Raw genomic sequence first — 13992 nt, forward strand, 5'->3', positions numbered from 1 at the left:
GCGCTTCCCGGGAACGGTGTTCCACACGACTAATGCCAGGATGCTGGTGGTCGCAAAGGTGATCAGAGCACTTGTGGCAGGCCAAAAGAGACCGGGGCGATGGGGAGCGTAGAGGTGGATATCACCGTGAATGCTCCCGGTCTGTATGACCGGCCCCGAGATACTTCCTGATGCCTCGTTTCGCACGTTTGGATGAGAAGAGGCTCGTTTGCTTGGCTCAGGCATCTACTGTTCCTCTATATCGGCTGTGCTCAAAAGCTGCGATCGCGCCGAAGTGACTATGAGCGAAATAGGGCCGGTGTAACCACGGCGAAAACGAAAAGTACAGCCCATTTCGGCGGAGGCCGCCGCTGCGGTGGAGCTGATGATCGTTGCCGTTTTGGAGGTGTTCGGGCTTTCGCTGGTGGTGGGTCCTTCGCCGAACCAGAGCGCGCCGCCCAGTACGGCCAGAGCCATGTAGGTTGCCGCCCAGACTCGCTCGGCCTTGTTCATGTGACCGATTGTGGCGGTCAAACTTCGGTTCGGTAAGCGGTTTCGGAGGGATCGGCCACATCCGGCCTGTGGTGTCGTGCGGCAGGGCTCGGGCGGCCGCGCGTCGACGCGGCTGTGATGTGTTGGTAGGCGGACACGGGGCACCGCCCCCAGGGTCACGGGACGGCAAAGTGCTCCGGGAGGTGGATCCCCACCTGCACTCACCTTGTACTGGGGAGTACACCAGGAGCACACAGCACCCCCAAACACGACGAGGACCCCTCGCGGAGTCCTCGAACACCCCGTATGACCTGGGGTTTTGTGGCGCACCCGGCAGGATTCGAACCTGCGGCCATCGGATTAGAAGTCCGGTGCTCTATCCACTGAGCTACGGGTGCTCGATTCAATTGTCGCCCGCCAGGGCAGGTCGAGACCACGTTGTGACCCGTGGTTCCGGTGGGATGCTGCGCGCCGGGGCGGGGGTTGGGACGGCCGGTGGACCTACGGTCGGGCTGGGCCCGTGTCGTGGTGCCGCCAGCGTCCTGGGCAGACATTCTAGGGTATACGTGCGATGTCGCCCACACCTGGTCAAAGTCTGACCAACTACGGTGATTCGTAGTTGCTTCTCGTTACCACGCGGGTTCCACCAAATCGGTTGCTATGGGCCTCGTGCACCACGTTACCGGTGATTAACTCCGGGTGCGGTGCTGCGCTGCTGGCGTTTCGCGAAGTCCTGCGGGGTGTGCGCCACCCGTGCGGGGGCTGTGGCGGTTCAGAAGATCCACCACTGTCCCAGCAGGATCGACAGAGCTGCCCAGCCGACGAGCACCGGAGTCTCCCTCGCCGTCGACTGTAAGGTGCCCTGGGTGTATGGGCGAATACATTGCGTGGCAAACACATGTTTGCCTCGGTTTGGTCTCCCTTGGGGTTGCCGCTGACGCGGCTAACGTGGTCGGGTGCGATCTCTTGGACTGACGGCGGGGTTCCTGCTCGACACGGTGGTGCCCGACCCGCGGCGCGGGCATCCGGTCGCCCTGTACGGGCGTGCGGCGGGACGGTGGGAGAGGGCGGTCTACCGGGACTCGGTCGCCTCCGGCGCGCTGTTCGCGGCCGGAGCGGTGGCCCCTGTCGTGGGCGCGGGGCTCCTCCTGGAGGGAGCGCCGGCGACGGCGGCCGCGACCTGGGCCTCCCTGGGCGGGAGCATGCTGGGGCGCGAGGCCGGGCGGATCGCCGACGCCCTGGAGGACGGAGACCTGGAGCGCGCGCGTGCGCTGCTCCCGAACCTGTGCGGACGGGACCCCTCGGGTCTCGACGCGGCCGGGATCGCGCGGGCGGTCGTGGAGTCGGTCGCGGAGAACACCTCCGACGCCGTCGTGGGGCCCCTGGTGTGGGGCGCGCTGGGAGGGGTGGCCGGGGTCGCCGGCTTCCGCGCCGTGAACACCCTCGACGCCATGGTCGGCCACCGGAGCCCGCGCTACGAGCGGTTCGGCGCGGCCTCGGCCCGCCTGGACGACGTCGCCGGCTGGGGGCCCGCCAGGCTGACCGCGGTGCTGGCCGCGCTGGCGGCGCCCGTGGTCGGGGGCAGCGTGCGGGAGGCGTGGCGCGTGTGGCGGCGGGACGGCGACCGGCACCCGAGCCCCAACGCGGGGCAGTGCGAGGCCGCGTTCGCCGGGGCGCTGGGGAGGACGCTGGGCGGGGCCAACGTCTACGCCGGACGCGAGGACCGGCGGCCCACGATGGGGGACGGTCCCCCGCCGGGGGTCGGCGACATCCGGAGGGCGGTCCGGCTGGCGAGGGCGGTCGGCCTGGGCGCGCTCGCCGTGGCGGCCGCGACGGCGGCCGCCACGGACCGCGCCGGTCGGGGCGGCGGCGCTCAGGCGAGGTTGCGGGCGTAGTTCACCTGCTGGTGGATCTGGCCCACCACCGCAGGATGGGTCACCAGGATCGACGTCGTGTAGTGCTTGTCGTGCCCCTGCACGCTCACCTGGACGTGGCCGGTGGTCTTCTGCTCCTTGACGAGCAGGAAGAGGAGGCCCAGCAGGCAGGTCCACCAGAACACGAGGATCGCCACGATGACCGCCCAGGTGGGGGTGCTCCTCTCGGTGCGGCTCATGTCGTTCACCGTCCACACCGTCCCCCGGATGGGGAAGCGCCCGATCGGTGTGATCACGGTGTTCTGGGAGAACGCGATCTCGCCGACGGTGCCGAGCGGGACCTCGGCCCCGGGCGGGGGCTGCTGCCCCATGGGCTGGTAGCCGCCGGTGGGGGCGCCGTACGGCTCGATCGCCCCGCCGTGGTGCTGTTCGGGGGGAAGGCCCCAGCCTGGGGTCTGGCCGTCGGGCTGGTGCCAGGGCTCGCCCGGGCCGGGGTCGGGGTACTGGTTCATGCCGCGATTGTGTCAAAGCCTCCGGGGGGCGGGAACAGGGTCGGCGGATCCGGCGCGCCCCCGTTCCCCGCCCCGTGCGCCGGGGCCGGGCGGGAGCGGGGACTCCCGGCGGCCGGTGGCCGGTTGTGGCCACACCTCGGCGCCCGTTCCGCCCGGCGGGGCGGATCCCCCTCGGGGTTTGCCCTGCGTGTGTCGCCGGTCACTCCAAACCCCGGGCGGGCGCTCCCCGCCGCCCCGCCCGGACCCCAAACATGAAACTCTTTCGCGATTTCCTTACCCGTGCGTAGCATGCGCTGATCCATCGCCCGCACCCCCAGGTGGTGACAGCTCTTGTTCCCCTCACTCCGCCGACGGCTACGCACCGGCGCCTCGGGCCTCGCGCTGGCGGTGACGGCCGCCACCGCGGCCGCCCTCCCCGCGTCCCCCGCCCTGGCCGAACCCGAACCCCCCGCCGACTACTGCGCTCCGCAGGGATGCCGCGACATCCTTCCCCCCGGCCAGAACGGCAGCGCCACGCTGGTCGAGATCCTCGGCCACCAGGTCTTCGGGACGCGGCCCGAGCACTCCTCCAGCCAGCTCGACATGTACGACAACCTCGTCCACCACTACGACGGGCTCACGGAGGAGGGGCTGGACGACTTCTTCGTCGACGCCTCCTTCGGGGTCGACCCCGGCGACGTGGACCGGCGGTACCGGCCGCGCGAGGACGTCACCATCACCCGGGACAAGAGCCACGGGATCCCCCACATCGAGGGCGCCACCCGCGAGGGCACCATGTACGGCGCGGGGTACGCCGCGGCCGAGGACCGACTTTTCCTCATGGACGTGCTGCGCAGGGTCGGCCGGGGCGAGCTGACCTCCTTCGCCGGCGGGGCCGAGGGCAACCGCGGCCTCGAACAGGACCTGTGGCGCACCGCCCCCTACACCGAGGAGGACAAGCAGGCCCAGATCGACCGGGTCGCCGCCGAGGGCGAGCGGGGGGCGCAGGCGCTCGCCGACGTCGACGCCTACCTCGAAGGGGTCAACTCCTACATCGAGGAGGCCGACAGCGGCCGCTACTTCCCCGGCGAGTACGTCCTGACCGGGCACAAGGACGCGATCACCAACCGCGGGGAGATCGAGCCCTTCACCCCCACCGACGTGGTCGGCATCGCCGCCATGGTCGGCGGGATCTTCGGCGGCGGTGGCGGCGGCGAGGTCCAGGCGGCCGTCGTCCTCGCCAACTTCCAGGACCGTTACGGGGCGGAGGAGGGCGCCGAGCTCTGGCGGGCCTGGCGGATGGAGAACGACCCCGAGGCCGTGGTCAGCGTGGAGGGGGAGTTCCCGTACACCGGCACCCCCGACTCCCCGGTCGGCGAGGTCGCGCCCGACCCGGGCTCCGTCGAGCCCTACGACATCGTCCACGACGAGCACGGCTCGGCGGCGAGCGGCGAGACCGCGGAGGCGCCCGCGCCGCTCGCGGACGCGGTCGGCGGGCCCGAGGACGGGGCCGACGCCCCCACCGTCGAGGACCTGCCCCGGGAACAGCGGGACGAGCTGGAGCAGATGGTCGAGGACGGCGACCTGTCGGCCGCGGAGGGCGTGTTCGACGAGGGGGTGCTCCCCGGGGGCTTCATGGACCCGCGCGGCATGTCCAACGCGCTGCTCGTCTCGGGCGAGCACACCGAGAGCGGCAACCCGGTGGCCGTGATGGGCCCCCAGACCGGCTACTTCTCACCGCAGCTGCTCATGCTCCAGGAGCTCCAGGGGCCGGGCATCAGCGCGCGCGGAGCGTCGTTCGCGGGCGTGAGCTTCTACGTCCAGATGGGCCGAGGCGTCGACTACGCCTGGAGCGCCACCTCGGCGGGCCAGGACATCACCGACACGTTCGCGGTCGAGCTCTGCGAGACGGACGGCTCCGCGCCGAGCACCGCCTCGCGCGCCTACGTGGACACCTCGGGGGAGTGCACCGCGTTCGAGGAGCTGAGCGTCACCAACGAGTGGTCGCCGACCGTCGCCGACGGCACCCCGGCGGGCGGGTACACGCTGACGTCGCTGCGCTCCGAGTACGGGCTCGTGCAGTCGTTCGCGACCGTGGACGGAGCCCCGGTGGCGTTCACGTCCCTGCGCTCCACGTACATGCGCGAGGTCGACTCCATCATCGGGTTCCAGCGGTTCAACGACCCGGGGGAGGTCACCTCGGCCGAGACCTTCACGGAGGCCGCGGGCGACATCGGCTACGCCTTCAACTGGCACTACGTCGACGACGAGGACATCGCGTTCATCAACTCGGGCGCGAACCCGGTGCGCGTCGAGGGCACCAACCCCAACCTGCCCATCGACGCCTACTCGGCCGCCGGCTGGTCGGGCTGGGACCCGGCCACGAACAGCGCCGACTACCACCCCCAGGAGGACCACCCGCAGGCCGTCGACCCGGACTACATCGTCAACTGGAACAACAAGCCCGCGCAGGGCTACACCTCCGGCTGGTCGACCGGGTCGGTCCACCGCGGTGACCTGCTCGACGGCAGGGTGGCGGCGCTGGTCGGCGGCGGGCACGAGTTCACCACCGCCTCCCTCACCGGCGTCATGATGGAGGCCGGGGTGGCCGACCTGCGCGCGCAGGAGGTCCTCCCGCTGATGCTGGAGGTCATCGACTCGGCCCCGGTGGAGGACCCGGAGCTGGCCGCCGCCGTGGAGGAGCTGCGGCTGTGGAACGAGGCGGGCTCGCTGCGCCGCGAGCCCCACCGCGACGCGGGCTACTACTCGTACGCCGACTCCATCCGCACGCTCGACGCGTGGTGGCCCCTGCTGGTCCGGGCGCAGTTCGAGCCGGAGCTGGGCGAGGACCTGTACACGCAGCTGACCGTGGCCGCCCAGACCGACGAGTCCCCCTCGGGCGCCACCGGCGGAGGAACCCCGGGAAGCGTCAACCAGGGGCAGCCGCACAAGGGCTCCTCGTTCCAGTACGGCTGGTGGTCGTACGTCGACAAGGACCTGCGGTCCGTCCTCGGACAGGAGGTCGAGGGGTCGCTGGGCGGCGCCTACTGCGGCGGCGGCGACCTGGAGGCCTGCCGGACGGTCCTGCTGGACACCCTCGCCGAGGCGGCGGCCACCCCGGCGGGAGAGGTCTATCCGGGCGACGACCACTGCCCGGCGGGCGACCAGCTCTGCGCCGACACGGTGATCCACCAGGCGGTGGGCGGTATCGGCATGTGGCCGATCGCCTGGCAGAACCGGCCGACGTACCAGCTCGTCTACCAGTTCTCCGGCGGACGGTAGGACGGGCGGGGCGGACGCGGCCCGCGGTGACCCTGAGCGGGTGTCACCGGGGGCCGCGTTCGCGTGTCCGGGACGGGACCGCTGCCACGGATACCCGGGCTGGATCGCGTGCTTCGCCGGGCTTGTGTGGGTAGCGTAAGGAATACCCGGAACGAAGGGGGAGGGTCTCAGGAATGGATGCCTGGTTGATCTGGCTCGTCCTCGCCGTCGGCCTGGGAATCGTCGAGATCCTCACCCTGACCTTCGCCCTGGGGCTGCTGGCGGTCGCGGCTCTGGTCGCGGCCCTGCTCGGCGCAGTCGGACTCCCGGTGGCCGCGCAGATCATCGGGTTCACGGCGACCGCGGCGGCGGGCCTCTACCTCGTGCGCCCGATCATGCGGCGCCAGCTGAACAGGGGCCCCGACGCCCGGTCGGGCGCGGAGGCCCTCGTCGGGCGCTCCGGCGTCGTCCTCCAGGAGGTCGACGGCGACAGCGGCAGGATCAAGCTCTCCGGAGAGGAGTGGTCGGCACGGTGCATTGACGAGGACCTGGTGATCCCGGTCGGCGCACGCGTCGACGTCGTGGAGATCGACGGAGCCACAGCCGTGGTCTATCCGCGCGAGGCCCTGCCAGGGGGCGCACCCGAGCACACGTCCTGAACCACAGCCACGACCCCGAGGTCAGGTGCTGACATGATCGATCCGGCCATCCCCCTCATCATCCTCGCGGTCCTGTTCGTCGCGATCGCCCTGACCGCGATCCGCATCGTCCCTCAGGCGAGGGCGTACAACATCGAACGCTTCGGCCGCTACATCCGCACGCTCGGCCCCGGCCTGAACTTCATCATCCCGGGCGTCGACCGCGTCAACTCCAAGTTCGACCTGCGCGAGCACGTGTTCAGCTCGCGCCCCCAACCGGTGATCACGCAGGACAACCTGGTGGTCAACATCGACACCGTCCTGTACTACCAGATCACCGCGCCCAAGGCGGCGGCGTACGAGGTCGCCAACTACATCCAGGCCATCGACCAGCTCACGGTCACCACCCTGCGCAACGTCATCGGCTCCATGGACCTCGAGCAGACGCTCACCTCCCGCGAGGAGATCAACACCCGCCTGCGCGGGGTCCTGGACGACACCACCGGCAAGTGGGGCATCCGCGTCAACAGGGTCGAGATCAAGGCGATCGACCCGCCTCCCACCATCAAGGAGGCGATGGAGAAGCAGATGCGCGCCGACCGCGACAAGCGGGCGGCCATCCTGCACGCCGAGGGCGAGCGGCAGTCCCGCATCCTCAAGGCGGAGGGGGCGCGGCAGCAGGCCATCCTGGAGGCGCAGGGCGAACAGCAGGCCGCCATACTGCGGGCCGACGGCGAGGCCAAGGCGATCGAGCGCGTGTTCCAGGCGGTGCACGCCAACGACGCCGACGCCAAGCTGCTCGCCTACAAGTACCTGGAGACCCTGCCGAGCCTGGCGCAGGGCGAGGGGAACACGTTCTGGGTCATACCCGGCGAGTTCACCGAGGCGGTCAAGAACGTCAGCCACGCCTTCGCCGGCGACGCGGCCGACCGCAGGCCGTCCACGGAGAAGGGCGACGGCGGCGAGGACGCCGGGCCCGCCCGGATCGGGGCTCCCGACCCGGCCCGGTCCTCGTCCGCCCAGGCCGCCATGGACGCGGCGGAGGCCGCCGAACGGGCCGTGGCGGACGCCCGCGACGACGTGCGCCGGGCCGGTGCGGGCCTGGCGGGGTCGCCGCCGGAGCCGCGCGGGGAGGACTGACCCCGGGTCCGCCCGGCCCCGGCCGAGGACCCGTACGGGGCGCGCCGCCCGGCGGCGCGCCCCCGCCCCCTGCGGCGGGCGCGTCACCCCCCCGGGGCGCCCCGGGCACGGGGACCGCGCCCCGCCCCTACTCCTCGGTGACCTCGCCGAGGTAGAAGTCGGTGAAGAGCACGCCGAGGGGCTCGTTGCCGGGCCCGGGGCGGGTGACGACGCCGACCTGGCGGCGGTCCGCCGCCTCCTCCCCGTCGTCGGGCAGAGGGGTGTCGTCGACGGTGGTCAGCACGTTCTCGTCGTTGACCCACATGGACAGCTCCATGCGCTCCCCCTCCCCGTCCTCCGCGTCCTCGCCGTAGTACTGGCAGGAGAGCGTCACCGTGTTGGTCGGCACCGTGTCGGCCTCGAAGGCGTAGGGATCGCCCGGGTCGTAGTCGGCGTCCCGCACCTCCTCGTCGAAGAGGGGGTAGGGCTCGAACCCGGAGACCTCGGTGGTCTCGGCGAGGGTGCGGTCGCCGTCCTCCTCGTTCATGCGGCGGATCTCCGCGCGCCTGCCGTCGTAGCGCAGCAGGGCCTCGTAGTGGGTGCGGTACTCCTCGCCGTCGTTGTCCCAGCACCGCACCCCGAACACGGCCTGCTCGGGGCCCTCGACGACGTAGGCGGTGGAGCTGACCACGACCCTGTCGGGGAGCACGCTCTCGGTGGTGATCGCCGCCTTCGTGCCGCGGCTGACGTAGGTGCTGGTCCCGGGGTCGTGCTGGAGGAGGTAGCCGCGCTCCTCCTGCCAGTAGCCGTCCTCCGTACCGGGGTCGTAGACCGAGCCCCAGCCCGGGTCGGTGGTGAAGTCGATCTCGTAGAGGGAGACGGTGGGCGGGACCTCCTCCGAGCCGTTCAGCAGGACGGCCCCGCCGACGGCGGCGACGAGGACGACCCCGGCCGCGGCGGCGCCGATCGCGACCGCCCTGCGGCGCCTGCCCGGGTTCGGGCCGGCGCCGGACACCGCCGGGCCCCCGGGGCCTCCCGGGCCGCTGAAGTACGCGTGCTGCGCGCCGGGGCCCCGTTCATGCGAAGCGGGGGAAGGACTTCCCGGGCCCGGCGGCGGGTAGCGGCCGGGAAGGTTCTGCCCCCGGCCCGGGGGCTGGTTCGGGTACACGGCCCGGTGTCCCGGGGCCGGCTGGGGGCCGGACGGCGGGTACCCGTGCCCGTCGGGAGTCTGCCGGGCCGGCGGGGTCCGGTCCTGGGGCGCCTGCTGGGCGGGCGGCGCCGGCCGAACCGGCGGCTGCTGCGCGTGGGGGTCCCGGAAGGGGCGGGCGCCGGCGGTCCCCGGCTGCAGGGGGTCCCCGGCCCCGGAGGGCTGCCCGCCCGGGGGTGTGGCGGGGACCTGGGGGACGGTCCGGCCCTCGGACGGTCCGCCGTGCGCGCGCCCGGCGCCGGTCTCCTGCGGCGGCGCTCCGACCACGGGCACACCGCTGGGCGGGGCCCAGGAGTCCGTGATGGTGCGGCTGACCTCCGCCTCCTCCGGTTCCGCCTGCCCGGTCAGGCGCGCCAGGATCTGCTGGGACGACGGCCGGTGGGCGGGGTTCTTGTCCAGGGTCGCCCGGACCAGGTTCAGCAGGGCCGGGTCGAGGCCGTCGAGGCGGGGCGGCGCGGAGGAGATGTTGTGGAGGACGGCGGGCACGGTGGCCGCGTCGAAGGGGGCCCTCCCCGTGCCGGAGAAGGCGACGAGGCAGCCCCAGGCGAAGACGTCGGCCGCCGCGGTGGCCTGTTCCCCCAGGAGGAGCTCGGGGGCCGTGTAGGAGGGGGTGCCCATGAGCTGGCTGGAGCGGGTGACCCCGCCGCCCGCGTCGTCCAGGGCGCGGGCGATGCCGAAGTCGATGACCTTGGGTCCCACGGGGGAGAGCAGGACGTTGGCGGGTTTGAGGTCGCGGTGGACGACCCCCGACCCGTGGATGGCGGTGAGGGCCGCGGCCACGCCCAGGGCGAGCCCCTCGAGGGTGCCGCCGCTCATGGGGCCGCCCGAGCGGATCGCCTCGTCCAGGTTCGGCCCCGGCACGTACTCGGTGACGATGTAGAGGGGGTCGCCCTCCAGCCGGGCGCCGAGGACACCGGCGGTGGAGAAGCGGGCGACGCGGCGGGCGGACTCGACCTCGCGGGCGAAGCGGAGGCGGAAGGACTCGTCGTCGGCCAGGTCGGGATGGATGAGCTTGACGGCCACGGACCGGCCGGAGGGGTCCTCGGCGAGGTACACGGTGCCCATGCCGCCGCGCCCCAGGCGGCTCACGACGCGGTGGCCGTCCAGTTCGCGCGGGTCCCCCGCACGCAGGGGTTTGCCGCTCTCGTGTCCGTTCGACGTCACAGTAGGGGGTCCCTCGTGGTGGCTCGTGTGCTGCGCGCCTGACAGCGTACCGATGCCGACACGCCGACGCGTTCTGGACTGGTTCGGCGCTCGGCCGGGCCGGACGCCGAACGCGGTGGTGGGGAGGGCCGGGGGCCGGCCGGGGCGGGTCTGGTGCGGGTGGCGGCGGTCCTCGGACAGTACGCCGACGGCCCGGGGCGTGCCGGGGTTCCGTGCGGGGCCGGACCGGCGGACGGTGTCCTCGGGTGCGGGGACGCGGCGCCGTCGCCACATGGGGGGATGCGGAACTTCCCGAAACAGTTCCACGGGGCCGCTGATTTCGCTAGGATTAGAACACATGTTCGACACTCGTCCGCGACTTCCCCACGGGTGGGTGTCCCGGCGGCATGCGTTGGGGCTCAGGAGGCGGATGATGCTGAGGGGAAGTGTCGTGGGACGGTACTACGGGGCGGAGGTCACCGTCGTCGAGGACGACGGGCGCCCGGCCCGGTTCACGTGGAACGGCAGGGTGTACGGCGTGCGCAGGATCCTCGACCACTGGGTCACGCTGCGCATGGACTGGACGCCGGTGAGCGGGTCCCAGGTGCCCGAGCGCAGGCACTGGAGGGTGGAGGCGGGGACGTCCCGGTCCCAGGGCGTGTACGAACTGCGCCACGACACGGCCAGCGGGACCTGGCTGCTCTCCCGCGTGTGGGGCTAGGGCCCCTCGCGCGGACGCTCCCGGCCGGCCCGGCGCCCGCGCCGACCCGGCCGGGCGGCCCCGCGGCCGTCCGCCCGGGCGCGGTCCGCGCGGCGGGAGGCGGCCCCGCGCCCGCGTGCCCCGGACTACAGGTCGCCGGAGCGGACCAGGTCGGAGGGCAGGAGGCTGTACACGGCCAGATCCGTCCGGCCCTCGTGCAGCGGCATCGCGCTCCGCTCGACGCCCTCGAAGGTGAATCCGGCCTCCTCCGCGACCCGACGGGAACCGGTGTTCCCGGTGCCCGCCTTGATCTCCACGCGGAGGAAGCCCTGGTCGACCGCCCAGCGGGAGACGGCCACGGCCGCCTCGGTCGCGTACCCCCGGCCGCGGCCCCAGGGGGACACCCAGTATCCGACCTCGGTGTTCATGGCGGGCCACAGGGTGCGGACCAGGCCGATCGCGCCCACCAGGCGGCCCGACCCCTTCTCCACGACGGCCCACTGCTGGCCCTCGCCGCCGGTGCGCATCCCCGGGGCGACCTCGCGGCACCACAGCTCGGCGTCCTCGCGGGTGTAGGGCCGCCCGGGGCCGGGGATCGGGATCCACCGCTGGAGCTCGGGGTCGGTGCAGCTCATGTGCACGTCGTCGATGTCGGCCTCGACGAACGCGCGCAGGCGCAGGCGTTCGGTCTCCAGGATCACGGACGGCAGGATCGGGTGCTGCTGGACGGTGGACATGCCGCTGTTCCCCTTCGACATCGGTGTGGAGTGCGCTCACGATACGCGCCCGCGAGGAGCACCCGGGACCGGTGCGTGCCGGTCACGCACGCGCGCCGGGTGCGGGCTCCCCCGCCCGGGCCGGTGGTGCGCGGAACAGTCCTCGGCCCCGCCCGCCCGGGCGGGGCGCCCCTCGAGAAAGGCGTTGCCGAATGACCGCGACAGACCCCTGCCCCGAGCTCCTGCGCTACCTCCGGGAAGCGCGGGAGGCCGTCCTGTGGAAGCTGGACGGACTCTCGGAGTACGACGTCCGACGACCGGTGACACCGACCGGGACCAACCTGTTGGGCCTGGTCAAGCATCTGGTCGCCGTCGAGTCGGACTACCTGGGGGCGGTGTTCGGCCGCCCCTTCGGGGAGCCGGTGCCCTGGGCCGACCCCGACGCGGAGCCCAACACGGACATGTGGGCCACCCCCGACGAGTCGCGCGAGTACATCGTGGGCCTGTACAGGAGGGTGTGGGCCCACGGGGACGCCACGGTCGCCGAGCTGGGGGCGGACGCGGTCGGCCACGTGCCCTGGTGGCCGCGGCACCGGGCCGAGGTGACGGTGCGGCTGGTCCTGGTGCACCTGATCGCGGAGACCGACCGGCACGCGGGGCACGCCGACATCCTCCGCGAGCTCATCGACGGCGCCGCCGGGCTGGCGGCCGGGGGCGACAACCTGCCCGCCGTGGACCGCGCCTGGTGGGAGGGGTACCGGGACCGCCTGGAGCGCGCCGCGCACGAGGCGGTCGCCGCGGACGGCCCGCCCCGGCGGTGAGGCCGCGGCGCGGTCCACCGGAACGCTTCGGAAGGACCGCGCCGCCCGGCCGGCGCCCGCCCACGGCCGAGGACCCGCCGCCGGGCCCTCCTCCGCCGCGCCCGGCGGGTGCGAGGGTGGCGTTGGCGTTGGCGTTGGCGTTGGCGTTGGCGTCGGCGTGGGTGGGGCGGGGCGTCGAGGGCCTTCCGGCCCGGTGGCGGATGTCGCGACCCGCCCCGTCGCCGGAGGCCCTCTCCGCCCGTGTCGGCCGGGGCGGGCGCCACCGGTCCCCGTCGTCGGTGCGCCTAGGCGGGGCCGCCGATAACGCGGTCGCGGATCGCGGTGTCGAAGACCTCGGCGAACGCGTTGCCCGGGCACTCGGTGTCCAGCCAGTCCCGGTGCCGCGAGATCGCGTCGCCCGGCGTGACGGCGCCCGTGCCGGGGTTCACGTACGCGATCTCCTCCGACGGGTCGACGCCGGTCACGGCGCACAGCACGCGCAGCACGGCGACGAGGGAGTCCTGCGCCGCCTCCGTGGGCAGCTCCTCGGTGAAGTCGCCGAGCAGGCACACCCCCACGTTGCCGTGGTTGAAGCCGAACGCGTGCCCGGCGGTCACCGAGCGCGCCCGGCCGGGGGACGGGACCCCGGAGAAGACGGGCACGCCGTCCCCGCCGGAGTGCCGACCCTCGTAGACCGTTCCCTCCGGGTCGATGAGCACGTGGTAGCCGATGTCGCCCCACGCCTGCTCGACCGCGTGCAGGTAGTAGACCGCCCGCACGTCCGCCGCGGGGTCGTCGCCCGCGGGCATGGCGGTGTGGTGCACGGTCAGCGCCTGCACGGGGTGGAACTCGGGGGCCCACAGGTCGTCGCCCCCCTCGCCGAAGCGCCACGACTCGTCGGCGCCCCAGCCGGCCCGGGTGCGGAAGGGGACCCCGGCGCGGGCGGCGGCAGGTACGGCTGAGGACCCCGAGGACAGCGTCACCCGCCCGGGCCCGCCGAGGCGCAGCTCCTCGCCGTCGGTGAGGTTCACGGCGGCGGTGCGCCCGCCGGGCCCTGCCTCGTAGCCGGTGGCCCCCTCCGGCGCGCGCACCAGCGCGGCGGCGGACGGCCCGCGGTCGTCGCGCCCGCCGGTGTGCAGGTGGACAGGGCGCCACGGGCCGAGGCCGTCGGCGGTCTCGAAGCGGATCGCCGTGTCCGTGCCGCCGGGGGCGCCGGTGACCGCCACCAAGTCGAAGCGCCTCTCCGGCCTGACCAGCCCGGCGGAGGAGGAGCGCTCGGCCAGGACCCGCGGGGCCGTGTCGCCGGACGCTGTCGCGGCGAGGGCGGGGCGGGGCGAGGGCAGAGCGGTCCCCAGAGCGGCCAGGCCGGCGGTGGCGGTGGCCCCGGTGAGGAAGGTACGCCTGTGCATCGTGTGTCCATTCCGTTCGGATCGGTCGGTTCCGGATCGCGCTCGCCGGGGGCAGGGGGAGTGCGCACACCCTGGCACAGACGGCTTCCCGCGGCACGCGTGACAGGACGGAGGGCGGGGCCGACGGGCGTCGTCGGCGGGCAGGGCGTCCGGCATGTCGTCC

At 73.3% G+C, this 13992-nt stretch carries 11 protein-coding genes and 1 tRNA gene; 6 read left to right on the forward strand and 6 right to left on the reverse strand.

What is annotated here, in order from left to right:
* Positions 1-225: 225 nt before the first annotated feature.
* Positions 226-492: a hypothetical protein gene (locus ACIRPH_RS15960; protein ID WP_402914651.1), complete on the reverse strand. Its 267-nt coding sequence runs from the start codon at positions 490-492 to the stop codon at positions 226-228.
* Between the two features lie 301 nt (positions 493-793).
* A tRNA-Arg gene (locus tag ACIRPH_RS15965) sits at positions 794-869 on the reverse strand.
* A 558-nt stretch (positions 870-1427) separates the two neighbouring features.
* Here ACIRPH_RS15965 and ACIRPH_RS15970 point away from each other — a divergent pair.
* Entirely contained in the window at positions 1428-2366 is a 939-nt protein-coding gene (locus ACIRPH_RS15970) for a cobalamin biosynthesis protein (RefSeq protein WP_402914654.1), read from the forward strand.
* Here the strand turns inward: ACIRPH_RS15970 and ACIRPH_RS15975 are convergent.
* Positions 2345-2857, reverse strand: coding sequence for a hypothetical protein (locus ACIRPH_RS15975; protein WP_402914657.1), 513 nt, complete (start codon positions 2855-2857; stop codon positions 2345-2347). The two genes, ACIRPH_RS15970 and ACIRPH_RS15975, sit on opposite strands and share 22 nt — an antisense overlap.
* 330 nt (positions 2858-3187) lie before the next feature.
* Between ACIRPH_RS15975 and ACIRPH_RS15980 the strand changes: the two genes are divergently transcribed.
* The 3 genes from ACIRPH_RS15980 to ACIRPH_RS15990 all read left to right on the forward strand — a co-directional run bounded on the left by ACIRPH_RS15980 (position 3188) and on the right by ACIRPH_RS15990 (position 7875).
* On the forward strand, positions 3188-6118 hold the full coding sequence (locus ACIRPH_RS15980) for a penicillin acylase family protein (RefSeq protein ID WP_402914660.1): 2931 nt from the start codon (positions 3188-3190) through the stop codon (positions 6116-6118).
* 173 nt (positions 6119-6291) lie between these two features.
* A complete protein-coding gene (locus tag ACIRPH_RS15985; RefSeq protein ID WP_402914663.1) occupies positions 6292-6756 on the forward strand; it encodes an NfeD family protein in 465 nt (154 codons plus the stop codon).
* A 36-nt stretch (positions 6757-6792) separates the two neighbouring features.
* Entirely contained in the window at positions 6793-7875 is a 1083-nt protein-coding gene (locus ACIRPH_RS15990) for an SPFH domain-containing protein (protein WP_402914844.1), read from the forward strand.
* Positions 7876-8002: 127 nt separating this feature from the next.
* Here ACIRPH_RS15990 and ACIRPH_RS15995 read toward each other — a convergent pair whose 3' ends face one another.
* Positions 8003-10225, reverse strand: coding sequence for a protein kinase (locus tag ACIRPH_RS15995; protein WP_402914666.1), 2223 nt, complete (start codon positions 10223-10225; stop codon positions 8003-8005).
* Positions 10226-10634: 409 nt separating this feature from the next.
* Between ACIRPH_RS15995 and ACIRPH_RS16000 the strand changes: the two genes are divergently transcribed.
* A complete protein-coding gene (locus tag ACIRPH_RS16000) occupies positions 10635-10925 on the forward strand; it encodes a DUF6504 family protein (RefSeq protein WP_378554889.1) in 291 nt (96 codons plus the stop codon).
* Positions 10926-11050: 125 nt separating this feature from the next.
* Here the strand turns inward: ACIRPH_RS16000 and ACIRPH_RS16005 are convergent, their stop codons facing one another.
* Positions 11051-11641 (reverse strand): GNAT family N-acetyltransferase, encoded by a 591-nt coding sequence (locus tag ACIRPH_RS16005; protein WP_402914846.1) that lies wholly within the window; start codon positions 11639-11641, stop codon positions 11051-11053.
* A gap of 191 nt (positions 11642-11832) precedes the next feature.
* On the opposite strand from ACIRPH_RS16005, the gene ACIRPH_RS16010 reads away from it, so the two are divergent.
* Entirely contained in the window at positions 11833-12441 is a 609-nt protein-coding gene (locus ACIRPH_RS16010) for a DinB family protein (protein WP_402914669.1), read from the forward strand.
* A gap of 284 nt (positions 12442-12725) precedes the next feature.
* Here ACIRPH_RS16010 and ACIRPH_RS16015 read toward each other — a convergent pair whose 3' ends face one another.
* Complete coding sequence (locus tag ACIRPH_RS16015) at positions 12726-13829, reverse strand: peptidoglycan recognition family protein (protein ID WP_402914671.1); 1104 nt, start codon at positions 13827-13829, stop codon at positions 12726-12728.
* Between the last annotated feature and the right edge of the window lie 163 nt (positions 13830-13992).

This window comes from Nocardiopsis sp. NPDC101807 (genome assembly GCF_044766605.1).
In the GTDB taxonomy this organism is placed as follows: Bacteria; Actinomycetota; Actinomycetes; order Streptosporangiales; family Streptosporangiaceae; genus Nocardiopsis; species Nocardiopsis tropica.